Raw genomic sequence first — 22,193 nt, forward strand, 5'->3', positions numbered from 1 at the left:
AAGCCGCTTTGTGTTGTCATTTGTTATTTATAAGGATAATTTGGAACGGAGCCTGTTACAGGCAAGGTTAACCAAGTGCCTTCATTTAAATGGTTAGACCGATTTACAGGTTGTGCATAGAACGTGAGGGGGGCCGTCGGTAAGTTCAGCATTGCAATCGACGCTCGTGCGGTATCTGTGACAGATAAACCATAGAACTGAAAAATATCTTTTAAGTCATAGCCCATAATTTTTGAGCTCAACACGTAGACCAGATCAGGACGACTCAAGTTTTTGCTTCTAAATGCACCCAGACCTAACTGATTTTTCTCTGCGGTAGAGGCTTTGCTCAGATCAATCTGATTGTATAAACGCTGTGAAATATTGAGTAAACGAATAAACTCCAATACCCCTTGTGCGTCGGGTTGAGCCTTGCCCTGATGCAATTTGGTATAGTTGTGCGCCAGTTGCAGATGAAATGCCTGTTTGGCATTATCATTGCCTTGCCATAAGCGTTTTTCCATATCGATACGGAGTGCTTCACCAGCCAAACCTGTATCACGGTTGCTTTTGATGTAGTTATACAATTCCGAATGATTAAAGTTATTGCCATTATTATCTAAAGCATAAATTTCATATTTACGCAGCATACTTAAGCCTGCCAAAATATTATTGTTACACTCTACACCGCAACCAATCGTATTGCCATTTTCGCTAGATGGGAAGGTCATGGTGAGCACAGCTTGAACGGTATTGTGTCCCAATTCGTGTGCCCAACCCCAGCCAATATCGATTCCTGTAGAGCCATCGGATGGGTTACCCGAACATAAGAAGCCGCAGGTTGCAATCCAGCCAACAAAATGCTGTACGTTTGGCGCACGATGCAGAGCACTGGTGCAATCCCAATTCAAAGCACGACAAGCCTGTTGAGTACTGTTATCTAGCGGCATATTGTTATAACCATTGGCAATATGGTTACTGTCGTAAATCACGGCTTTAATTCGACTAATATATTCGTCTGGACTTAAATTGCCAATTGCATTGAGGGCATAGGCATTGGTTTGTTGAATTTCACCACCGACAAATTTAAAGGTATTCCAACCAAAGGTTTTGCTTTGCAGCACTTGAGTTGCCGCATTTTTTTCGGCACTGCTCATTTCTTGGGTAAAGTCGTAATGTGCGTATTTGGCACTGCCCTTGATTTTCAAGGTGATGACACTGCCTGCTGTGGCATTGCGATAATTCAGCATCAAAGGGCCGCCAAATGGACTAATAAAGGCATTATCCTGTTGCGGCAATAATTTGACAGGATAGCTGTTTGGACGCAATGGGCGTTTATAACCTGCATCATCAAATGGGCTGCCCCAAGTGCGTAAATAACTAGTTTGTATCGAAAGATCGGCTGCTTGTGCATCGACAATTTGAATTTGTACAGCCTTGGCTGGGATACTGGCACGACCAATACTCGTCATACCACTACCTTGTGGAATTGTCACGGTAATGGTTTCCCAATCACTGCTGACAGGCATATTCTGTGCTGCTGTAGGCATATAATCCCCAGCGCCATAGTTCGATGCACGAGTATTGGTGCGGTTATAATCGACCCAAGCATCAGATGCATAGGTATGCATAAAGGTGGTTGCATCACTGGTTTTTTTCAAACCCGTATAATTGACGGTTGGTCGCCATAAATCGGCAATCAGCACGAGAGCCTTGAGGAGCTCATTTTTATTCTGTGTACTAAAGGCAGATAGACCCTGAGCATTAAGCAATTGTAAGAGATTAGATTGGTTTAAAATGCTCTTAATCAGTGGGTTATTATTGTTCAGTTCCCCCAAAGTCGTGGTGCTTGGGTCAATCAGATATTGTAGGACCTGAATGCTGTCTTCAATTTGGTTAATTCGTTGCCAACGCTCTTCTAGAGTTGCGGTTTTAGCGATGAGCAGCGTATTTTTGTTGCGGAAAAAATTATGATTGACTTGAAGTTTTAACGCATTGAGTACTTTTTGGCTATTGGTTTGAGTTTGCCAAGTTGAAGCTTGGAAATAAATTGGTTTGCCTGCTGCCATGTATTTTTCGATGAGAGATTGATCAAATTTTTCTGTTTCGATACCTTGCCCAAGAACAATCACATCCAACGCTTGCCAACAGCTATTAGCAGGGTCTAGTACATTACAGTTTGTGTCACGAACCGTTGCACCAAGTTGTTTTTCCAAATAATTTTTAGCCTGTACTGCCGATGTGCCTCTTGCACTAATGGTTAAGGATTTTCCAGCCAAGGATTGATGCGCATCACCTGTAATGAGCCAACGCAAGCTGTTGTTCATCACTTCGCTAAACTGTATATAATCGCTATTATTTTCCAGTATTTTATTAAACATTTCCTGACCATAAGCCAATACCCGACTTTGATCAATTCGACTAATAACGCCTAAACCACAGCCTTTACCTGCTTGCAGACTCAAGGCATCTTCACAGACGACGTCCCCCATAGCGAAGGGTATGCTTTGACTGAGATCAGTCGGATACAGATTTAAAGAAACGTTACTAGGTACTTGTAAAACAGGTTGTATGGCTTGATTGTTGGTATTGGAATAGAGAGCGGTAAGCAGATTTTTTTGCCAGTCACGTTGTGCCTCTGCCTTAGCCAATGCCCATTTTAACAGTGTAGGCGTATCTTGTGCTGTGAGGTTCGCTGTACTGCCTGTACGTAAAGCTTCATTGATACGCGCATTGACTGAGTTATCAGGTTGCGTTGTTTCAGGTTTTGTTGTGGTACTTTGGTTTGTACTGTCATTGCTGCCACCACCACAAGCAGTTAGCCCCAGTGTCAAAGAAAGTGCCAAGATTGTGTTGCGTAAGACCAACGTGTGTTCTGTCACCATAATTCCCCAAGATTAAAATAACAACGAGCAGACTGGCATGTTGTTGTACATATGCTCTGAGAGATTATAAGACCAAACGGTCATATTTTTTAACTAACTATACGATTATATTGAATTTTTATACATATTGTTTTGCAGAATAATAGTTTTATGTGATCTAAGTACAATTCGAACAAGCTGATATTTGCATGGTGTGCTGATATGAGAAGCGAAATAAATTGTGAAAAGCCGATGGGCGATGTTTGTTCATCTATACGATTTCAAGCCCAACGGTATGCCACAACCCTAACGCATATTATTTGATCATGTAATTGATTTTACTGGGTTTGCCCATAGGTGCTTGAGCAAGCTCAAGCACCTGCATAGGTTGTCCTGTTGGCTGTACAATTGAAAGTGCAATATGCTGTTGCTGTTGAGTACATAAAAATTCAACGGTCGGTAGCAGTAAACTGGACATCATTACTCCATTTTCAGTCGGCTGCTTATAGGTCAGTTTTAGAGTATTTTGCTGTGCCTGAGTGACAATCTTTTCTAATCGCCAAAACTGATACTCATCTTGATTTTGTATTTTTAAATAGCCATGTGATAAGGTTTTACAGACCTCTTGCTGCTGTTGCGCTGCTGGGTTTTGAGCTTTGCAGCCTATTAATAAACAGATGCTCATTATAAATAAGATATTATTTTTCATGCTCTTATCCTTTCATTGTTGATTTTTATAGCTTAACGGTGTTGTATAAACCAATACAGACACAGAAATTTATAAAAAAGCAGTACAGAAATGACTTTTCAATATCAGCGTTTAGCCGAACAGTTGGCACAAAGAATTTATCAACATGAGTTACAACCCCAACAGAAGTTAAGTTCTTTAAGAGAATTTGCTCGTCAGCAGTGTGTTAGCTTGAGTACTGCACAACAGTGTTATGAATTATTAGAAGCAAAAGGCTTGATCTATGTGAAAGCAAAATCAGGCTATTTTGTTAGTTCACGACAATATCAAAGTGCTGTCCCTGACAGTCCAAGCTTTGAGTCTAAAGCTCGACAAGTTTCAAACTTGGATTTGCAGAATCAAATTCAAACCGCCTCGATTCAAAATCACTTAACCCCTTTAGGTGCGATTCAACTTTCTCCTCACTTGATTCCTGTTGATGGACTACGCCGTTCCTTGCAACGAGCGCTGAAGCATTGTCAGCCTGAAGATTTTTTGTACTGTAATAGGCAGGGGCATGAGCAGTTACGCAAAGCATTATCAGACCATTGGCGTGAAGATGGGATTTATGTCGCCACAGACGATATTTTTATTAGCAATGGTTGTATGCCGGCCTTATCTTTGTTGATTCAACAGATGAGTCAAGAAGGGGATAGCATTTTAATTCCAACACCAACCTTTAATGGTCAGTTGCAAATGTTGGCAAGCCTTAAACGTAAGATTATCGAGATTCCAGCCGATCATCGTGGTATTGATCTCGAACGCCTAGAGTTTTTTATGAAACAGGGCAGTGCCAAGCTGTGTTTACTCACTGCCAATTTTCAAAATCCATTGGGTTATTGTTTGAGCCACCAACAAAAGCAAAAAATTGCTCAACTTGCACAGCAATACCAGTGTTTTATTTTAGAAGATGATATTTATGGCGAATGTAGTTTTCAAAAAGAACGCCCTTTGCCAATTCGTTATTGGGATCAACAAGGCTATGTGATTTGGTGTGGGTCAGTCTCCAAATCATTATCCAGTGCTTACCGTGTTGGTTGGTTTTGCTTAGGGCAGCAGTTGCAACATTTACGTCCACAATTGTTGGCAAATAATATTGGGGTGAATACACCTTTACAGTTGGGCTTAGCCGATTTTATTTATAGTCGTGGTTATCGTGAGCATTTAGAGGGTTTGAGACCCAAGTTAATGCAACAAGTGGAGCAATATCGTGCGTATATTTTGGAAGTATTTAACGGTATTCCGATTGCTTTGAGTCAATCACAAGGTGGCTATGCATTATGGATGCAGCTTCCAGAAAATATGACTGGCTTAGCGTTGTATTATTTTGCACACAGCCAAGGGATTAATATCGTGCCTGGAGAGGTCTTTGGTGAAGACCTACGTTATCAGCATTTTATTCGTTTGAATGCAGGACATGCTTTAACATCTGAAATCCGCCAAGCGATTCAACAGTTGGCGGATTGGGTGAGAGAATCTTACCTTAGTCAAAGTCGGCTTTGAGTACGATGCGATAACGTGCTTGCCCTGAATGTAATCGTTCAATCGCTTCGTTGAGTTGAGACATTGGAAATAACTCAATTTGTGGCGCAATATTCTTGCGTGCTGCAAATTGTAGAAGCTGACGCAGTGCCAAAGGAGAACCTGTTGGAGAGCCTGTCACTGATTTTGCACCGTCAATGAGTGAGCCGACTGAAACAGGAACAGGTTCCAAAGTGAGACCAAGAAAATGTAATGAACCGTTTGGTGCAAGGGTACTCAAAAAAGCTTGCCAATTTAAGGTCACGTTTACGGTACTTAGCAATAAATCGAATTTACCACGTTGAGCTTTAATCGCCTGAGCATCACGGCTATTCACCACATGATCAGCACCCATTGCTTTCAGCTCTTCGGTTTTTTCAGGATTGGAACTGAATGCAGTAATTTCACAACCCCAAGCTTTAAGTAACTTAATGGCAATATGCCCTAAGCCACCTATTCCAATCACACCAACATGATGTGTCGCTTGGATTTGGTGTTTGAGTAAGGGGTCAAATACCGTAATACCACCACAAAGTAATGGCCCTGCGCTTTCAGGGTCTAAATCCTCAGGTAAAGGAATTACCCATTGCCAACCTGCACGTACTTTTTCTGCAAAACCACCTGCATGCCCCACAATGGTCGCAACACTGCCACCCGTACATAACACTTGATCACCACCAATGCACGGATCACAGGCTTGGCAGGTCTCGGCAGTCCAACCAATCCCAACACGTTGACCCAGTTTAAGTCCTTTGGCTTCTGAGCCGAGTGCGATAATTGTGCCAATAATCTCATGCCCAGCAACCGCAGGATAAACTGATGAGCGCCACTCATTATTGATGACGGACAGATCTGAGTGACATAGACCGCAGTATTCAACTTTAACTTCAACCTGATGTGGCTGTAATACACCTGCATCAAATTGGTAAGGGACGAGTTGTTCGCCTGCTTGCATTGCAGCATAAGCACGAATTTGATTATTGCTCATTCGGGAACTCCTTTTAAAGGAACATGAATTGGTATTATTTAAAATGGCAGTGATTTTCATGATCATTGACCATGCCTACGGCTTGCATAAACGCATAGCAAGTCGTGGGGCCTACAAATTTAAAACCGCGTTTTTTTAAAATTTTGGATAGGTTTTGGCTGATGTCCGTTTGAGCAGGTGCATCACGATAATGAATTACATCATGGTTTGGTGTTTGATGGTCAACGAAGCTCCATAGCCAGTGAGATACATCACCCACTTCATTTTTGAGTTGCTGCCATGCAATCGCATTGTCTCGAATCGCTTTAAGTTTACCTAAATGCCGAATTAATCCTGCATCACTGAGTTTGTATTCAAGTTGATCATCGGTGAACGCAGCGATGTCTGTAATTGGATATTGAAAGAAGTGTGAACGGTAATGCTCACGTTTTTTTAGCACCGTAATCCATGATAAGCCTGCTTGTTGACCTTCGAGACAAAGCATCTCAAATAAGCGAGACTCATCATGTTCTGCCTTACCCCATTCTTGGTCATGGTAAGCAATGTAGAGGGGATCGTTAGAGCACCAGCCACAGCGTTGAGTTGTCATATTTGATGCTCCTTATTCTTATTTAAAAGTCATTATCTCATTTGGGTTTTAGATCATGGCACATTTAAAGTGTTTCTGTGATTTGCTCTGTTCAAAAGGGAGGATCATTAGGCTCATCTAGATTGTTTATAGTCATTTCAACTGAATCAGCTAAAACCTTTACTTTTTCTAGAAGATCCAATATAGACTCTTTAGATACTTCAATAGCTTCACCATCTTTATCATAACCTGCTCTGTGTACACAGTCATGACGTTTTATGACATCTTTAAACAGCCAAGAGATGTCACCAAAATCATGTTCAAGGACATCTTTAAACATGGGTTTTACTTTCTTAAGGTCATGGAATATTAGATCTTTAAGGTAAGTTGCCACTGTGACTTTTAAGCCAGATTGCTTTTCGAAAATTTCTTTAAGAGAAAAAGTTCTCTTTGAAAACTCTGGGTCTGTTTCAACTAGCTTTCTTATCAGCTTTTCGGAGTTTGTAACTTTATGAATAAAAGTTCCTGCTAAATAACCTTCAATTGCTGATACGACATGCCCATGAAGCATAACCCATAGACTAAACAGAGTATCGACTGGAACGTCAATTTCTAGTAGAACGCGGACACTTTTTAGGTGATTTAGCAGAATTTCATGTTGAGTTTTATTGTCAATATACCAATAAAGTTCATCTGTTTCATTTTCAGGATAATATGGAGTCCCGAAGCTTAAATTCACATCTCCACAATCTATTGATGCCATTGCATGATAAAAAGTATTAGTAACTTGAACTATATATTCCTTGTCACAAGAAGCACAATATACCTCCTGCCAAGAGTCTGTTTGACTATCCTTATTTTTTTCAGCTGAAAAGTCAGGGTCTTGTACATAAACTATGTCTTCTACATGCTCACCACATTCACATACAAATGAAATGTCCATCTGTAAATTCATAACTCACCTTTAAACGTAACTAACTCTACGTTAGCTTGTTTTTATATATCTTTGATTAAGTCCATGAGAAATATTGTTTCCCAACAAGTAGGCTGAATGCATACAGTATTTTATTAAATTACAGTTTAAATGCCACCCATTCATTTGGGCGAGTATCCCAATAATACAGTTCAGCCGTATTTAAATCAGTAAATTTAAGCCAAAAGTCTTTACCCGATTTATCCGCAAAACCTGTGCTAATCAACAAAGCATCTTCGGTAATTTCCATAATCCAGCCTTGATAGCTCGTACCATTGAGGATGATTTTTTGCTGATTTCCAGACTCTGCAAATATAACCAGTCGTTCAATCAATGCTTCTGACATCGTGTGTTCCTAACGTAAATATGGGTATGGGTTGACTGCTCCACGCCCTTTGCCATTTAAATAAATGCCGTAATGTAAATGTGGGGCGGTCGCGCGTGCATTGCCTGTATTGCCTACATAGCCAATCAGGTCACCTTTACGAACATAATCACCAACATTGAGACCACGTTTATGATCATCTAGATGTGCATAGTAGTGCCAAGAACCAGCAGGTCCAATAATCCAAATGATTTTGCCACCTAAATTATTATTGCGTAAATCAGCCACGAGCCCTTCGGTAGCACTATACACTTTCGTCCCACGCTCTGCCATGATATCAATGCCTTCATGGTTACGCCCTTGGCTGCGTGCAGCACCCCAAGTATCACGTAATTCATTGTGATTGATACCTTTGACTGGTACAGGAAGACGGTTATCTAAACGTAAATTTTTAAGCTTGTCGATTTGAGTATTCGGTAAGTTTGTTGGTTTTTTAGGTGTTGTGCTACATGCAGAAAGTAGAATAATCAAGATACCAAGCAGGCTAGATGAAATTGAATGGCGCACACTCACTCCTTGTGATCTTGATTGAGAATATTAAGATGATCCAGTCTTTTGTTTTGCAGTTATCAATTTTTTCATGGCAGTTGGAATGCCCTTGGCAATCGCTGCTTCTGGACTGAGCCATATGCCATTCAGTTCGATACTGATTTGCTCTTTTTGATCATGTTCCACGTGGAACAGTTGTTCATGTAATATCCACGTAAAGTGGGTAAAACTATGGCTAATCTGTAATGATGATACTTGAGCTTGCAGTTTAAATTGCTGTTCAATCTGTTGTAATTCGGTTGCTTGTTCAATGATCGGTAGGCAATACAATCCACCCCACAACCCATGCGCTTCACGTTGTTGCCACAGCCATTCATGACCTGACTGAATCAGGAGTACATCCGCCGTTCTAACAGGAACAGGTTTTTTGGCTTTTTTAAAGGGTAACTCTTGTTCCAAACCTTGTTGATACGCCTGACAGTGTTGTTGCATCGGGCAATATAAGCATAAAGGTTTTTTAGGGGTACAGACGGTTGCCCCTAAATCCATAATCGCTTGGGTGTAATCATGGTTACGTTCTTTAGGACACAGTTGTTCTGCAATCTGCCATAAAGCGCGCTCATGCTGCGGTTTAGAGAGATCATCTTCTATCGCAAGGAAACGGGCTAAAACCCGTTTTACATTGCCATCCATAATCACGCCATACTGACGTAAGCCAAGAGACATCAGCGCACCCGCAGTTGAACGACCAATGCCTGGTAATTCAATCCATTGTTCTAAGGTCTCTGGAAATTGACCTTGTTGATAAACAAGCGCTGCGGCTTTGTGTAAATTTCTGGCTCTTGCGTAATAACCTAGTCCTGCCCAATAAGGGGCAACGTCATCCCAACTGGCTTGACCTAAGTCATTTACAGTCGGAAATCGTTCGATAAAGCGATCAAAATATTGCAGTACCGTTTTGACTTGGGTCTGTTGCAGCATGATTTCTGAGACCCAAACTTTGTAGGGATCATCTGCAACTTGCCACGGTAAGTCATGACGACCGTTTTGGTCGAACCATGTGAGTAGTGCATCAGAAAATGAGAAATCAGACATGAATCAGAACAGTCAAAAGCAGAGGCGTAGTATAGCGGAAATCAGGGATTGATAGGATGTTATCTGTCTTTCAAAAATACCTGATAGAGATACAGTAAACGATTTTATTTGAACGCTAGTTAAATATTTTTGGTACAAAGGCAGTATCCATGTCGCCTTTGCACTCGTAGAAATTGTCTAGGATTTAAACAAACTATATATTCGCTCAATTCCGTATTTATAGGGTTTTTAGAGATAGTTTTTTTAAATCACTTTAAATGCTTATCTAATAGCTCATACATCGCCGCAAGCCCTTGGCGTTCAGCTTCTGCGTTATAGCCTAAGTCAACATTATTGGCTTTGGCACGTTCATCTGCGAGTGGGTTACTAAAGCCATGTTTTGCATCTTCAAAAATGATGACTTCATGTTCAACTCCAGCACCATGCATTTCTTGGCGGAAGCTTGCGACATCATCCAAAGAAACCATACTGTCGAGTTCGCCATGTAAGACGAGGATTTCAGCCTGAACCTTGCCTCTCTCGGCAGGTGCTTTCGGGCTTAAATTGGCATGAAATGTGACGACTGCTTTTAGGTCTGCACCAGAACGTGCTAGATCAAGAACAACTTTACCGCCATAACAAAAACCAATTGCTGCCAATTTTTCAGTATTGACCTCTGATTGGGCTTTTAAAGCATCTAAGCCTGCTTGAGCGCGATTCACAACCGTGTCTACATGGTCAAAGGTTTGCATCATCCATGCAGATGCTTGAGGGATATCAGATGTCACTTTCTTGTCGCCATACATATCAATGGCGAGGGCAGCAAAACCATGTTCTGCAAGCTCACGTGCACGTTGTTCGGTGTATTCGGTACGTCCCCACCATTCAGGTGCAACAACAACACCTGCAACAGGCATATCTATCGCTGGTGCTGCAAAATAACCAATTAAACGTTGACCATCTGGCGAGGTATATTCAATTTCACGCGTGGTAATCGGGAAGCTCATGTTTAAAATCCTGATCTATATTTTTACAATGTTTTGATTAAAACATAAAAATTAAATTGATGATAAGATGAATAAATAAATTTAAAAATTCTTTTAAGTTAATGTTTATCAATAAAAAAGAAGAATAAGGCATTCTTCTTTTTTATCAATGAATCAAATTTAAACTTTAGCACGAGATAAAAAGCCGACCACAGCGAGAATGGCAGAAATCACGAGTAAAATGACGGCAAAGTCTTTGGAAAAACCTGCAACACCACCAAAACCTAATAAACTGGCGATTAATGCAATCACTGCAAAAATAATAACCCAGCGGAACATAATACGTTCTCCCAATTTATCGTTATTTATTTACTATAGCGTGTGTTTTCTGAGCTCAATGTGGTGTTTCTGTGGTGGAAATGTTCAATCATTTAAGAATTGTTAATCGCCTAATTCACTCAATAATCAGGTTGTTTAAGAATAAATGCTATAATAAATACGAATTCTAAAGCCTAAAAAGTTTGCTATGTCTACCGAGTTACGTCCCAACTTTTGGAAACAATATCCGCTTGAGCAGTTAAATAGTGCTGAGTGGGAAGCATTGTGTGATGGGTGTGGCTTATGTTGCTTGGTCAAACTTGAAGATGATGAGACGGCTGAAGTTGCGTATACCAAGGTGGCATGTAAATTATTGGATTGTAAAACGGCACGTTGTTCAGATTACGTCAATCGCCAACAGCAGGTTGCGGATTGTATTCAACTGACCCCTGAACGATTGCAAACAATTACATGGTTACCGCCCAGTTGTGCTTATCGTCGGTTGAATGAAGGTAAAAATCTACCTTCTTGGCATTACCTAAACACAGGTTCGCGTCAAAGTTTGATTAAAGCGAAAAAATCAGCAGCAGGACGCTGTATTTCAGAACAAGACATCAATGACGAAGATATTGAAGATTATGTCGTACGTTGGATACGATAAGATGGATTTCTCTTTATTGATCAGCGTTTTTCAATAATAAAAACAATACTTTTACAGTAATTTTTCTATTCCCCCGATAGGATGAGCATCGAGAGGCAGGCATTGTTTCGGCGGGCTCTCTGGTTGTTTGAGTTAAATGAGTTTGGGAAATAGACATGATCGCATCAAGAATGCTGTTCTTAACCGTAGGGCTTTTATCTTGTTATTCTTCGGTTTGGGCGCAGCCGCTCAGTGAGCAGCAAGTCAAAGAGATTGTTGATCAGCAATTTAAACCATTATTAGATCAATATAAGATTCCTGGATTAGCGGTTGCGGTAACATTGAAAGGGCAGCATTACTTTGTAAATTATGGTGTTGCTTCCAAGCAAAGCAATCAACCGATGAGTAATAAGACCTTATTTGAACTTGGCTCGGTGAGTAAGACCTTTAATGCTACTTTGGCAGGCTATGCACAGGCACAAAGGCAGTTATCATTGTCTGATCATCCCGCTAAGTATTTCCCTGAGTTAAAAAATACCGCAGTGAATAAAGCCACAATCTTGAATTTAGGTACGTATACCGCAGGTGGTTTTCCACTGCAATTTCCAGATGAAGTTATTAGTCAGCAGGATATGGTTCAATATTTTCAGACTTGGCAGCCGAAAACTAAAGTCGGCGCAGCTCGTCAATATTCCAACCCAAGTATTGGTTTGATGGGTTATGTCACGGCACTCGCCATGAAAAAGCCATATACAGAATTGCTTGAGAAAACGCTGTTTCCACAACTTGGTTTGACACAGAGTTTTATTCATGTGCCTGAGCAGCAGATGCCGCAATATGCATGGGGATATAAAAATGATCAACCCATTCGCGTTGCTGCGGGGATGTTGGATGCTGAAGCGTATGGCGTGAAAAGCAGTAGTTCCGATATGTTGAAATTTTTAGATGCTCAAATTTACCCACAAAAATTAAAACAGCCGCTACAAACAGCGATTGAGGCAACGCATGTGGGGTATTTTAAAGTCGGTGCGATGACCCAAGGTTTAGGTTGGGAGCAATATGCCTATCCTGTTCAGTTAGAGACCTTATTACAAGGCAATTCAAGCAAGATGGCTTTAGAAAGTCATGCTGCCACACCGATCAAACAACCAAAGCGGGCTTCAGCAGCAACATTGTTTAATAAAACAGGTTCAAGTAATGGCTTTGGTGCTTATGCGGCATTTATTCCACAGCAAGAAATTGGGATTGTGATGCTCGCTAATACTAATTTTCCGAATGAAGCTCGTATTACTGCAAGCTATCATGTTATGCAGCAGTTACTTCAGGCGAACACTGCGCAATAGAATGTCGCGTGATTGCAGATTCAAATTGTAGATTTGAGTCAGACACAATAGACTAGGATAAAACAGCATAAAGCCAATAATGATGTCAGATACGCATATTCCTTTACCTGAACGTTTACGCCCTCGTGATTTGTCAGAAATCATTGGGCAGGATCATTTGCTGGGTGAAAATGCCCCATTACGTCAAATGATTGATCAAGGGCACTTGCCTTCGATTATCTTCTGGGGACCACCAGGGGTAGGGAAAACCACGATTGCTTTATTATTGGCGCAAGCAGTCGATCGGCCTTTTATTAGCTTATCTGCATTGAATACAGGCGTAAAAGAACTGCGTGAAGTGATTGCTGAAAGTGGTGATCTATTGACACCCGTGGTGTTTATTGACGAGATTCATCGTTTTAATAAGTCACAACAAGATGCCTTACTGAATGCGGTTGAAAAAGGCAAAATAACATTGATCGGAGCGACCACTGAGAACCCATCTTTTGAGGTGAATAGTGCATTACTTTCTCGTTGTCAGGTCTACACGCTGAATAGTTTAGATGCTGATGCGATTCAGACATTACTGAATAAAGCGGTTCAAACGGATAAGTTTTTAAAAGCACGTTTTATTCAGATTGAAGAATATGATGCACTGATTCAATTTGCTGCGGGTGATGCACGCAAGGCACTCAATCTGATTGATTTAATCGCCAGCACTTTTGAGCCTGATATTGAAAATATCGTGACCAATGCAATTGTGGTCAAAGTCGCACAGCAGAATATTGCACGTTATGACAAATCAGGTGAGCAGCATTATGATTTGGTTTCGGCATTTATCAAATCGATTCGTGGCAGTGATGCTGATGCGACCCTATACTGGATGGCACGCATGTTGAAAGGCGGCGAAGACCCTGTTTTTATTGCACGTCGAATGTTGATTGCAGCATCGGAAGATATTGGCAATTCTAATCCAAATGCCTTGTTGTTGGCGGGGGAGTGTTTCCGTTCAGTACAAGCGGTCGGCATGCCTGAAGCACGAATTATTTTAGGTCAATGTGCTGTATATCTCGCAACCAGTCCGAAAAGTAATAGTACCTATCTCGCCATTAACCGAGCTTTGGAGCTTGCCGAAAAAACTGCGAATTTGCCTGTGCCGTTGCATCTACGTAATGCCCCAACCAAATTGATGAAGCAACAAGGTTATGGTGTAGATTATCTCTATCCACATCATTACCCTGAGCATTTTGTGTTACAGGACTATTTACCGCCTGAATTGCGTGGTACGAAGCTGTATGAGCGAGCCTTAAATAAACGTGAAGTTGAAGCCGAGCGTTTGCAGCAACGCCGTTGGCAGCAGGAACAACAGCAACAATAAAGATCTGTTTAAACAGATGAGTTGTATTTTCACATTTCACCTAGTCAAGTTCTCAAAAGTGTAAATGGGAATTTGACTGCGGTTTTATATTCGATTTATTTCAACATGAACTCAAAAAAAGCCACATTCATTGGATTGCTTGCGATCTTCCTTTGGAGCTTGATCGTTGCTTTGATCAAGGATGTCAGCTCGCATTTTGGTGCAGTCGGTGGCGCAGCATTAATTTATACGCTTGCTTCTATTTTCCTGTTTTTTTCCGTAGGTTGGAGCAATCTTAAAAGTTTCCCAAAAGCCTATTTAATTTGGGGCAGTATTTTATTTGTGAGCTATGAGCTTTGTTTATCACTTTCAATCGGATATAGCCGCAATAATCGAGAAGCCATTGAAGTTGGGATGGTGAACTATTTATGGCCAACATTCACGATGGTTGCGGCTATTTTATTTAATCAACAAAAAGCCAATTTTCTCATTATTCCCGGTTTTATGATCTCTCTCTTGGGCATTTGCTGGGTATTAGGCGGTGAGCAAGGTTTTGATTTGGTCGGTATGTGGGGAAATATACAACATAACCCACTGAGTTATGGATTAGCTTTTATCGGAACGCTACTTTGGGCGGCTTATTGTACCCTCACTGCGAAGATGGCTAAGGGCAGTAATGGGATTACCTTATTTTTTATGTTGGTCTCGATGGTGCTTTGGATTAAATATGCATTGATGGGCGGCGGCACATTTGATTTTGATTGGTCATCTTCCACGTCCTTACTTTTTGCTGCTGCCGCTATGGGCTTTGGCTATGCTGCATGGAATGTCGGGATTCTACATGGCAATGTCACGTTGTTGGCAGGTGCTTCGTATTTTATCCCTGTATTTTCAGCTTTTTTCTCAGCAATTTTACTGAGTACACCACTGACGATTTCTTTTTGGTACGGTGCTTTTATGGTGTGTATTGGGTCGATTTTATGTTGGTTCTCGACTCGAGTGAAGCAATAAGTAAGTGCATTTCAGGTGAGTAGATGCTTTTATTCTGAGTTGTTATAGTCACTATATTTTTTCAAGTGGCTACTAGACACTTCACATAAAAGATCGCATTATCGCGGCATATCACGGATGATAAAGCTCTGCCATGATCACAAACAAAATCAATGCTGCGGAAAGTATCCGAGGCTTAGCCTGCCTTGCAGTTGTGTTGTCACATCTATCGTTGACATTCTTTCCCCAAATGCATCATTTTGATTTAAGTGTCGTACCTCAATATCCCTTTTTTGATCAACTTTATCATTCTCCATTTGCATTCTTTTATTCAGGTACAGGCGCGGTTTTTGTCTTTTTTGTTTTAAGCGGTTATGTCCTAAGTTTATCGAGTTTAAAAAAGAAAAACTCAGCTGAAAAACTCAAAAAGTCATTAATTAAACGTTACCCACGTTTGGCTATTCCCGCTTTTATCTCTTGTATTATTGCCTACCTCGTGTGTTTCCTTCCTGTCGATGTTACGCATGTTTCTGAATGGGGGGCCGCTTTGGCAAATCCTCATCCAAAATTAAGTACAGCTTTGTATGAGGGTAGTATCGGGGCATTTCTATTTGGAGACTCAAGCTATAACTGGGTGTTGTGGACGATGCAGATTGAGCTGCTCGGTTCATTGGTGATTTATCTCGCCAGTTATTTTTATAGCAAACGACCGATGCTTGCAGGTCTGTTCTTGCTGCTGAGTATTGCAATAGCTTATATGATTTCACAAATGGTATTACTCGGTATCCTGAGTTTTATTTTAGGTATGGGTTTATTCCTTTACGCAGCAGAGTTAGCAACAGGGCTATCTGTGTTGCTATTCGTGTTGGGGTTATATTTCTGTGGTGCGCATAATGAGAGTTTGAGTTATCGGATTTTTGCTCAATTTTTAGGTGAGCAAACTTATGATTATCTGAACTTCATTGGTGGTTTTTGTATTGTCTATGCGGTGCTAAAAGGCAAATGGTTGGCACAATTTTTTGATTCACGGTTCTTGGTTTTTTTAGGTAAGGTGTCATTTTCCATTTATTTGATTCACCTTGCTGTGATTTATGCTTTGGGCATTCCTTTGTTTAATCTATTGCATGTCCAATTCGGTTTTTCATATTTACTTGCAGGTTTGTGGGCGAGTTTATTTACATTGATTATCAGTATTGTTTTAGCTGATCCTTATAGCCGTTATGTTGATGATCTTGCGATTAAAGTATCAAACAAACTTGCAAAGGTGTTTTAAGTCTCTATCCTCTTTAGGCTCGATGTGATGGATCTTGCATCGAGTTATGCATGATTGCCATATTACAAAAAGAATCTTTTAAACCTTTTTAAACAAAAAAAGAATAGGGTTTAATAGTAAAGCCATAATAAAAACATGGAATTATATAGATGAATCTTAAATATATACCCAAGACTTCACTCGCAACTTTCATATTGATTGCCTTGTCAGGCTGCATGACTGTCAAAACTCCGCAAACGACCACCGAAAAATTATTTTATGGCGGTTCTATTCTGACAATGGAGGGAATGCAGCCTAAATATGCTGAAGCATTGTTGGTGAGAGATGGAAAAATTCTATTTGTTGGCTCGAAACAGCAAGCCGAGCGTTTGGCTGATACTCAGGTTCAATACGTTAACCTAAACAATAAAACCTTATTGCCGAGTTTTATTGATGCGCATAGCCATGTGAATATGGTGGGTTTTCATCAAATGGTGGCGAACTTGTATCCGATGCCTGATGGTTCAGTTTCGGATATTAATTCACTTGTAAACGTAATGAATACGTGGAAAACACAAAATCCAACAGTGATCAAGACGATGGGCGGTTGGATTCTAGGTAATGGTTATGATGATGCACAATTGTCTGAACAACGCCATCCTACGGCAAGTGATTTAGATCGTGTGTCCAAAGATCAGCCTGTGATGATTTTGCATCAATCAGGGCATTTGGCTTCTGTGAATCATAAAGCATTAGAATTACTGAATTTTAATCAAAATACACCAAATCCAGAAGGGGGTGTTATTCGTCGTGAAGCCAATTCAAATATTCCAAATGGGGTCTTAGAAGAATCGGCTTTATTTACGGCGATTGGTTCAATTTTTAAAGATGTGCCGCCGCAAGTGATGTTTCAGATTGCACAAAAAGGTATAGATGCCTATGTGAAAAACGGTTTTACCACGGTACAAGAAGGACGTGCAGATCAGGGCACAACGGAGATGTGGCATGCTTTAGCCAAACAAAATCAATTGCCAATTGATGTGGTTTCTTATCCAGATATTACCACCAGTCAAGAGTACATGCTCAAGCAAGGAAGTAGTCGCCAATATGATCATCATTTCCGTATCGGTGGCGTTAAAATCAGTTTAGATGGTTCACCACAAGGCAAAACCGCTTGGCTCACACAGCCGTATTTAGTTCCACCTGAAGGTAAAGATAAAAGCTATAAAGGTTATGCTGCGATAAAAGATGATCAACAAGTCAATCAATATATTAATTTAGCCTTTAAACAGGGTTGGCAAGTGCTGGCACATGCCAATGGCGATGCGGCAATTGATCAATTTATCGGGGCTGTGAAAGATGCCACAGCAAAACAAGGCAAAGCAGATCGTAGAAGTGTGTTAATTCATTCTCAAACCATTCGTGATGATCAACTCGATCAACTGAAAGCCTTGGATATTATTCCATCCTTCTTCTCCTTACATACCTTTTATTGGGGCGATTGGCATCGTCAACAAACCTTAGGCGAGGTGAGAGCAGCACGTATTTCACCAACGGCAACGGCTTTGAAGAAACAGCTCATTTTTACAGAGCATCATGATGCGCCTGTTGTACCGCCGAATAGTTTGATGATGTTAGATGCGACGGTGAATCGAGTGACACGCAGTAATGATGTACAGGGTGCAGATGAGCGCATAAGTCCTTATATGGCATTAAAGTCGATGACCGATTGGGCAGCCTATCAATATTTTGAAGACCAGCACAAGGGAACGTTAACTCAAGGAAAATTGGCTGATTTAGTGATCTTAGATCAAAATCCGCTTACGATTCCAAGCCGAGAGATCAAAAATATTCAGGTATTGGCAACCTATAAAGAAGGGAATCTGATTTATCAGAAACTGGGAAATTAGATAAACCAATAAAAAAACCAGCCTAATCAGGCTGGTTTTTACTCAGAAGTTAGAGTTTAGGCTTAGATATCATCTAAGTTAATGCCTAAACGTGCAGCAACTTCTTCATAAGCTTCAACCACACCACCTAAACCTTGGCGGAAACGGTCTTTGTCTAATTTTTTCTTGGTATCTTTATCCCATAAACGGCAACCGTCTGGAGAGAACTCATCTCCTAATACGATACGATCGTGGAACACGCCGAATTCAAGTTTGAAATCAACCAGAATCATATTACCTGCATCGAATAATGCTTTAAGCACATCATTCACTTGGTAAGTGAGTTCTTTCATTTTTTCAAGTTGAGCAGCATTTGCCCAACCTAAAGCAATTGCTTGAGATTCATTGACCATTGGGTCGCCAAGTGCATCGTCTTTGAAGAATAATTCAAATGTTGGAGGCGTTAACTCTTTACCTTCTTCAACACCTAAACGACGGCATAAAGAACCTGCTGCGTAGTTACGAATCACACATTCCACAGGAATCATTTGAAGTTTTTTAACAAGCACTTCAGTTGGAGAAAGCAACTTTTCAAAATGCGTTTCGATACCCGCTTCAGCTAGTTTTTCCATGATGAAGGCATTAAAACGGTTGTTCACCTTGCCTTTACGATCTAATTGCTCAATTTTTTCGCCATTGAATGCTGATGCATCATCACGAAAGACTAAAATTAGGTGATCGGCATTATCTGTTTCATATACAGATTTTGCTTTACCAGTATAGAGCAAGGTTTGTTTTAACATGGGGGAACCTTTTGAAAAGTATGCCTAGTAAACGACTAGGCTGGCCAATTTTGGTAAATCTGGGTTAACACTTCGGTTGCAATAGCAGGGTCTGCAAAAGTAGTGTCAAGTTTGAATAGTGCAACAGTATTGCTTGAACCTACAGCTGATAGCTTGAGTAGGTAATTTTGCTCACCCACTTTAATCGTTGCCTCATAGCCATTTTCTGCTTGAGAAACAACCTTATAGTTCAGACTGCTTAATGTTGCAAAAGTATATTGCCAAGCACTTGCTGTTGGACCTTCAACTTTGAGTAATGGATTTTTATTTCCATCAGTCACGAGCTGTGGACGACCCACACTTGTTGCATTTGCAGTGCTATTTGCCGAATTTTGCATTTCCTTTGGACGAGGTAATGCATAACGATTGCCACTTTCATTCTCAAGCTTTGGCGCATGCTCAATTGCAAGTGGGTCAACCGTAGGAGCAGGATACAATGGTGTAAATGGTCTTACCGTTGCACCCTCAGGAAATTTGAGTGGTTCAAGGGCTTGAGCTTTTTTATAATCTAAAGAATGATTATTGAGGGCAAAACGACCACAACCAGCCAAACTCAAAGCTGAAATGACTAGGACAACACCAAGACGTAATTGCATCATAAATTGCTCGTATTAAATAATTCCCGCAACTTTTAAATTAGTGCGGAGCGGTTCACGATATTGTTCTGCTAGAGCGGTTAATGGTAAGCGTACGCCAGTACCAATTGATCCCATCTCGTGCAATGCCCATTTCACAGGAATTGGGTTTGATTCGCAAAACAAAATATTGTGTAGATTTGCAATTTGTTGATTCAAGCTTTGTGCTTTTGCTTTATCTCCAGCCAATGCTGCTTCACAAATGTCGCTCATTTGCTTTGGTGCGACGTTCGCAGTCACAGAAATATTGCCTTTCGCACCGAGTAGGATCAGCTCCCAAGCGGTCTCATCATCACCAGAGTAAACTGCGATTTTACCATTTAAACCTTCGATGAGTGCTTGACCACGAGGTACATCGCCTGTTGCATCTTTTACACCAACAATGTTTTTAATATCTGCAAGACGAATCACGGTTTCGTTTTGCATATCGACACCAGTACGACCTGGTACATTATAAAGAATTTGTGGAATATCAACTGCTTCAGCAATTGCTTTGTAGTGTTGATATAAGCCTTCTTGTGTTGGTTTATTATAGTATGGCGTAACGAGTAGTGCGGCGTCAGCACCTAACTCTTTCGCAGCCTTAGTCAACTCAATCGCTTCACGCGTTGAGTTTGCACCTGTACCTGCGATAATCGGAATACGTTTATTCGCTACACGAATCACTTCTCTGATGACTTGTGTGTGTTCTTCCATGCTTAACGTAGACGCTTCGCCCGTTGTGCCGACAGCAACAATACTATGTGTACCTTGTTGGATGTGCCACTCAACGAGCTTCTCAAGACTCTTCCAATCTACGCCGCCATCTTCAAACATAGGGGTGACGATTGCGACAATTGAGCCTTGAATATTCTGTGCTAGCTGAGTCATTTTAAAAAAATATCCTATTTTCCCATCCGAATTTGAAGTGAGTGAAACGAAATATTGGATGGTTGCAGTATTTTGGTTCGTCATTCAACAACTTGATTGGGTTGAATGACAATTATGCAAATTATGACTGATCGGAGGCATAAGAACAATATGCTTTAGTCAAACTGTGGAAAACTTTAATTCATCTTTGTATCGAATACTTTTAGCTCTATAAAAGTTGAAACATACCTAGTCAGATGATAATGAGCAGGGTATTGTAAAAATAGAAGATTTAGACTGGGTCATCACATGCGAAAACAAGCAAATCATGTCGCATTAATTGTTGTTGATGTACAAAATGGGTTTACACCAGGTGGAAATTTGGCAGTTGCGGGGGCAGATCAAATTATTCCAGTCATTAATCAACTTGCAAAAAAGTTTGAATATGTCGTGCTGACGCAGGATTGGCATCCTGAGCAACATATTTCCTTTGCGGACAATCACGAAAATAAAGTGCCATTTGAAACGATTGAGTTGTCCTATGGAGCGCAAGTGCTGTGGCCAAGGCACTGTGTACAAGGGACACACGATGCGGAATTTCACCCTGAATTAAATATTTCGACTGCACAACTGATTATTCGTAAAGGCTTTCATCCCGATATTGATAGTTATTCTGCATTTATGGAAGCAGATCGTAAAACCCCAACGGGGTTGAAAGGGTATTTAAAAGAACATCAAATTGATACGGTGTATATCGTGGGAATCGCCACTGATTTCTGTGTCGCATGGACTGCATTAGACGCAGCACAAATGGGTTTTAAAACCTATGTGATTGAAGATGCTTGTAAAGCGATTGATTTAAATGATTCTTTGCAACATGCTTGGCAAATCATGCGCGAACAAGGGATTGATCGGATTCAATCCTCTGCGATTTTGTCCTAAACTTGTGATGCCTGATCTAAAAGCCTTAAACTTTTAGATTCTGGTGAGTGTTGATCGCGATTTAAATTATTTAAAAGACCACAACTGAGCGTTTTATGACTGAAGAACTTGACGATTTTGATCAAAAAATTATCCATCATTTACAGATGAATGGACGTTTGGCTAATCAAGAGTTAGCAGAGTTAGTGGGTTTGTCGACCTCTCAATGTTCACGCCGTCGAATTCAGCTTGAACAAAAGAAAATTATTACGGGCTATTATGCGCAAATTGCTTTGAGTGCAGATCCAACACCGATCATGGGCATTATTGAAGTGAAATTGCAGAATTATAATGATGCAACCCATGACCGCTTTGTTGAATTTCTTTTAAATGAGCCTTCAGTGAAGGATATTCATAAACTTACGGGGAGTTATGATTTTGCGCTGAAGGTCGCAGTCAAAAATTTGGATGAAATGGTCAAACTGATCGGAATCCTATCATCCAATAATTTTGGGGTAAGTAATCTGAATACCTCGATCGTTCTAGAAAAATTAAAAGAAAATGGTATTGCGATTAAATAACAAGATTTTGCTACACGAGAATGATATTCAAAATAATGCGGTT

Annotated in this window: 22 protein-coding genes; 9 read left to right on the plus strand and 13 right to left on the minus strand. The window is 40.6% G+C overall.

Going from position 1 to position 22,193, the window contains the following annotated elements; genetic code table 11:
* Window positions 1–23: 23 nt before the first annotated feature.
* Together MMP60_RS00110 and MMP60_RS00115 are read right to left on the minus strand one after the other, a co-directional pair.
* Entirely contained in the window at window positions 24–2,864 is a 2,841-nt protein-coding gene (locus MMP60_RS00110) for an ImpA family metalloprotease (RefSeq protein WP_241334432.1), read from the minus strand.
* 295 nt (window positions 2,865–3,159) lie between these two features.
* The gene (locus tag MMP60_RS00115; protein WP_241334433.1) at window positions 3,160–3,552 is read right to left on the minus strand and encodes a hypothetical protein; all 393 of its coding nucleotides are present in this window, start codon (window positions 3,550–3,552) and stop codon (window positions 3,160–3,162) included.
* Window positions 3,553–3,642: 90 nt separating this feature from the next.
* Here MMP60_RS00115 and MMP60_RS00125 point away from each other — a divergent pair, with 90 nt between their 5' ends.
* Complete coding sequence (locus MMP60_RS00125) at window positions 3,643–5,073, plus strand: PLP-dependent aminotransferase family protein (RefSeq protein WP_241334434.1); 1,431 nt, start codon at window positions 3,643–3,645, stop codon at window positions 5,071–5,073.
* Here the strand turns inward: MMP60_RS00125 and MMP60_RS00130 are convergent.
* From MMP60_RS00130 to MMP60_RS00165, 8 genes are all read right to left on the minus strand, one after another.
* The gene (locus MMP60_RS00130; RefSeq protein ID WP_241334435.1) at window positions 5,054–6,079 is read right to left on the minus strand and encodes an NAD(P)-dependent alcohol dehydrogenase; all 1,026 of its coding nucleotides are present in this window, start codon (window positions 6,077–6,079) and stop codon (window positions 5,054–5,056) included. The genes MMP60_RS00125 and MMP60_RS00130 overlap by 20 nt on opposite strands.
* A gap of 34 nt (window positions 6,080–6,113) precedes the next feature.
* Window positions 6,114–6,668: a DNA-3-methyladenine glycosylase I gene (locus MMP60_RS00135; protein WP_241334436.1), complete on the minus strand. Its 555-nt coding sequence runs from the start codon at window positions 6,666–6,668 to the stop codon at window positions 6,114–6,116.
* 91 nt (window positions 6,669–6,759) lie between these two features.
* Window positions 6,760–7,602: a hypothetical protein gene (locus MMP60_RS00140; RefSeq protein WP_241334437.1), complete on the minus strand. Its 843-nt coding sequence runs from the start codon at window positions 7,600–7,602 to the stop codon at window positions 6,760–6,762.
* Window positions 7,603–7,720: 118 nt separating this feature from the next.
* The gene (locus tag MMP60_RS00145) at window positions 7,721–7,966 is read right to left on the minus strand and encodes a hypothetical protein (protein ID WP_241334438.1); all 246 of its coding nucleotides are present in this window, start codon (window positions 7,964–7,966) and stop codon (window positions 7,721–7,723) included.
* Window positions 7,967–7,975: 9 nt separating this feature from the next.
* On the minus strand, window positions 7,976–8,512 hold the full coding sequence (locus MMP60_RS00150) for a M23 family metallopeptidase (protein WP_241334439.1): 537 nt from the start codon (window positions 8,510–8,512) through the stop codon (window positions 7,976–7,978).
* A 30-nt stretch (window positions 8,513–8,542) separates the two neighbouring features.
* Complete coding sequence (gene mutY / locus MMP60_RS00155; RefSeq protein ID WP_241334440.1) at window positions 8,543–9,589, minus strand: A/G-specific adenine glycosylase; 1,047 nt, start codon at window positions 9,587–9,589, stop codon at window positions 8,543–8,545.
* Window positions 9,590–9,837: 248 nt separating this feature from the next.
* Window positions 9,838–10,575, minus strand: a complete 738-nt coding sequence (locus MMP60_RS00160; protein ID WP_241334441.1) for a dienelactone hydrolase family protein — start codon at window positions 10,573–10,575, stop codon at window positions 9,838–9,840.
* Between the two features lie 159 nt (window positions 10,576–10,734).
* Complete coding sequence (locus tag MMP60_RS00165; protein WP_241334442.1) at window positions 10,735–10,893, minus strand: DUF1328 domain-containing protein; 159 nt, start codon at window positions 10,891–10,893, stop codon at window positions 10,735–10,737.
* A gap of 187 nt (window positions 10,894–11,080) precedes the next feature.
* Between MMP60_RS00165 and MMP60_RS00170 the strand changes: the two genes are divergently transcribed.
* The 6 genes from MMP60_RS00170 (at window position 11,081) to MMP60_RS00195 (ending at window position 18,343) form a co-directional block, all read left to right on the plus strand.
* Complete coding sequence (locus tag MMP60_RS00170; protein ID WP_241334443.1) at window positions 11,081–11,533, plus strand: YcgN family cysteine cluster protein; 453 nt, start codon at window positions 11,081–11,083, stop codon at window positions 11,531–11,533.
* A 155-nt stretch (window positions 11,534–11,688) separates the two neighbouring features.
* Window positions 11,689–12,855: a class C beta-lactamase gene (gene ampC, locus MMP60_RS00175; RefSeq protein WP_241334444.1), complete on the plus strand. Its 1,167-nt coding sequence runs from the start codon at window positions 11,689–11,691 to the stop codon at window positions 12,853–12,855.
* Window positions 12,856–12,937: 82 nt separating this feature from the next.
* Entirely contained in the window at window positions 12,938–14,212 is a 1,275-nt protein-coding gene (locus MMP60_RS00180) for a replication-associated recombination protein A (protein ID WP_241334818.1), read from the plus strand.
* A 105-nt stretch (window positions 14,213–14,317) separates the two neighbouring features.
* Window positions 14,318–15,202, plus strand: a complete 885-nt coding sequence (gene yddG / locus MMP60_RS00185) for an aromatic amino acid DMT transporter YddG (protein WP_241334445.1) — start codon at window positions 14,318–14,320, stop codon at window positions 15,200–15,202.
* 133 nt (window positions 15,203–15,335) lie between these two features.
* Window positions 15,336–16,454 (plus strand): acyltransferase, encoded by a 1,119-nt coding sequence (locus MMP60_RS00190; RefSeq protein WP_241334446.1) that lies wholly within the window; start codon window positions 15,336–15,338, stop codon window positions 16,452–16,454.
* 149 nt (window positions 16,455–16,603) lie between these two features.
* Entirely contained in the window at window positions 16,604–18,343 is a 1,740-nt protein-coding gene (locus tag MMP60_RS00195; protein ID WP_241334447.1) for an amidohydrolase, read from the plus strand.
* 62 nt (window positions 18,344–18,405) lie between these two features.
* On the opposite strand, the gene purC is transcribed toward MMP60_RS00195, so the two are convergent.
* From purC to dapA, 3 genes are read right to left on the minus strand one after another with little or no spacing between them, the layout of a single operon-like run.
* Entirely contained in the window at window positions 18,406–19,125 is a 720-nt protein-coding gene (gene purC, locus MMP60_RS00200; RefSeq protein WP_241334448.1) for a phosphoribosylaminoimidazolesuccinocarboxamide synthase, read from the minus strand.
* A gap of 35 nt (window positions 19,126–19,160) precedes the next feature.
* Complete coding sequence (locus MMP60_RS00205; RefSeq protein WP_026315781.1) at window positions 19,161–19,763, minus strand: hypothetical protein; 603 nt, start codon at window positions 19,761–19,763, stop codon at window positions 19,161–19,163.
* Window positions 19,764–19,775: 12 nt separating this feature from the next.
* Complete coding sequence (gene dapA / locus MMP60_RS00210; protein ID WP_241334449.1) at window positions 19,776–20,669, minus strand: 4-hydroxy-tetrahydrodipicolinate synthase; 894 nt, start codon at window positions 20,667–20,669, stop codon at window positions 19,776–19,778.
* Window positions 20,670–20,957: 288 nt separating this feature from the next.
* On the opposite strand from dapA, the gene pncA reads away from it, so the two are divergent.
* Both pncA and MMP60_RS00220 read left to right on the plus strand, forming a co-directional pair.
* A complete protein-coding gene (gene pncA, locus MMP60_RS00215; RefSeq protein WP_241334450.1) occupies window positions 20,958–21,590 on the plus strand; it encodes a bifunctional nicotinamidase/pyrazinamidase in 633 nt (210 codons plus the stop codon).
* 95 nt (window positions 21,591–21,685) lie between these two features.
* Window positions 21,686–22,150: an Lrp/AsnC family transcriptional regulator gene (locus MMP60_RS00220; RefSeq protein ID WP_241334451.1), complete on the plus strand. Its 465-nt coding sequence runs from the start codon at window positions 21,686–21,688 to the stop codon at window positions 22,148–22,150.
* Window positions 22,151–22,193 lie beyond the last annotated feature (43 nt).

This window comes from Acinetobacter sp. ANC 4805, from assembly GCF_022549495.1.
Taxonomy (GTDB): domain Bacteria; phylum Pseudomonadota; class Gammaproteobacteria; order Pseudomonadales; family Moraxellaceae; genus Acinetobacter.

Coding starts and splice junctions, on each gene's coding strand:
- MMP60_RS00110 (WP_241334432.1), bottom strand. CDS start 2,864: ATGGTGACAGAACACACGTTGGTCTTACGCAACACAATCTTGGCACTT.
- MMP60_RS00115 (WP_241334433.1), bottom strand. CDS start 3,552: ATGAAAAATAATATCTTATTTATAATGAGCATCTGTTTATTAATAGGC.
- MMP60_RS00125 (WP_241334434.1), top strand. CDS start 3,643: ATGACTTTTCAATATCAGCGTTTAGCCGAACAGTTGGCACAAAGAATT.
- MMP60_RS00130 (WP_241334435.1), bottom strand. CDS start 6,079: ATGAGCAATAATCAAATTCGTGCTTATGCTGCAATGCAAGCAGGCGAA.
- MMP60_RS00135 (WP_241334436.1), bottom strand. CDS start 6,668: ATGACAACTCAACGCTGTGGCTGGTGCTCTAACGATCCCCTCTACATT.
- MMP60_RS00140 (WP_241334437.1), bottom strand. CDS start 7,602: ATGAATTTACAGATGGACATTTCATTTGTATGTGAATGTGGTGAGCAT.
- MMP60_RS00145 (WP_241334438.1), bottom strand. CDS start 7,966: ATGTCAGAAGCATTGATTGAACGACTGGTTATATTTGCAGAGTCTGGA.
- mutY (WP_241334440.1), bottom strand. CDS start 9,589: ATGTCTGATTTCTCATTTTCTGATGCACTACTCACATGGTTCGACCAA.
- MMP60_RS00160 (WP_241334441.1), bottom strand. CDS start 10,575: ATGAGCTTCCCGATTACCACGCGTGAAATTGAATATACCTCGCCAGAT.
- MMP60_RS00165 (WP_241334442.1), bottom strand. CDS start 10,893: ATGTTCCGCTGGGTTATTATTTTTGCAGTGATTGCATTAATCGCCAGT.
- MMP60_RS00170 (WP_241334443.1), top strand. CDS start 11,081: ATGTCTACCGAGTTACGTCCCAACTTTTGGAAACAATATCCGCTTGAG.
- ampC (WP_241334444.1), top strand. CDS start 11,689: ATGATCGCATCAAGAATGCTGTTCTTAACCGTAGGGCTTTTATCTTGT.
- MMP60_RS00180 (WP_241334818.1), top strand. CDS start 12,938: ATGTCAGATACGCATATTCCTTTACCTGAACGTTTACGCCCTCGTGAT.
- yddG (WP_241334445.1), top strand. CDS start 14,318: ATGAACTCAAAAAAAGCCACATTCATTGGATTGCTTGCGATCTTCCTT.
- MMP60_RS00190 (WP_241334446.1), top strand. CDS start 15,336: ATGATCACAAACAAAATCAATGCTGCGGAAAGTATCCGAGGCTTAGCC.
- MMP60_RS00195 (WP_241334447.1), top strand. CDS start 16,604: ATGAATCTTAAATATATACCCAAGACTTCACTCGCAACTTTCATATTG.
- purC (WP_241334448.1), bottom strand. CDS start 19,125: ATGTTAAAACAAACCTTGCTCTATACTGGTAAAGCAAAATCTGTATAT.
- MMP60_RS00205 (WP_026315781.1), bottom strand. CDS start 19,763: ATGATGCAATTACGTCTTGGTGTTGTCCTAGTCATTTCAGCTTTGAGT.
- dapA (WP_241334449.1), bottom strand. CDS start 20,669: ATGACTCAGCTAGCACAGAATATTCAAGGCTCAATTGTCGCAATCGTC.
- pncA (WP_241334450.1), top strand. CDS start 20,958: ATGCGAAAACAAGCAAATCATGTCGCATTAATTGTTGTTGATGTACAA.
- MMP60_RS00220 (WP_241334451.1), top strand. CDS start 21,686: ATGACTGAAGAACTTGACGATTTTGATCAAAAAATTATCCATCATTTA.